This is a genomic window from Janibacter sp. CoH_79_TC_3 (assembly GCF_058197955.1).
This window is the reverse complement of sequence record NZ_JBXWIV010000180.1, coordinates 1-241: the sequence shown is the minus strand read 5'-3', so window position 1 is coordinate 241 and position 241 is coordinate 1. Positions and strand designations below refer to the sequence as shown.

The 241-nt window shown below is 43.2% G+C and carries 1 protein-coding gene; it reads left to right on the top strand.

What is annotated here, in order from left to right; translation table 11 throughout:
• On the top strand, nucleotides 1-241 hold a 241-nt coding region (locus AC2FA3_RS15550), incomplete at both ends, for a hypothetical protein (protein WP_490510380.1).

Here is a 241-nt window from a genome sequence, read left to right as displayed (position 1 = left end):
ACACTAAAGCATCGGTCCTTCGTGGCGTGTCAGTTGCAGATTTAGTGTCGAAACACCAGAATTTGCAGAAGAAGTATGAACTGTTGACTGGAGTGGATGCAGAGTCGCAAAACGCTCGTGCCATTTCTGACCTTAAAAGGGAGAAAGAAAATGTGGTGGTTGACCTTTTTAATAAGGTGTGGTGCAGTTTTCCATTAGTGAAAGAAGATTCCAACGAACTTAAGGAATGGTTTGCTTACGC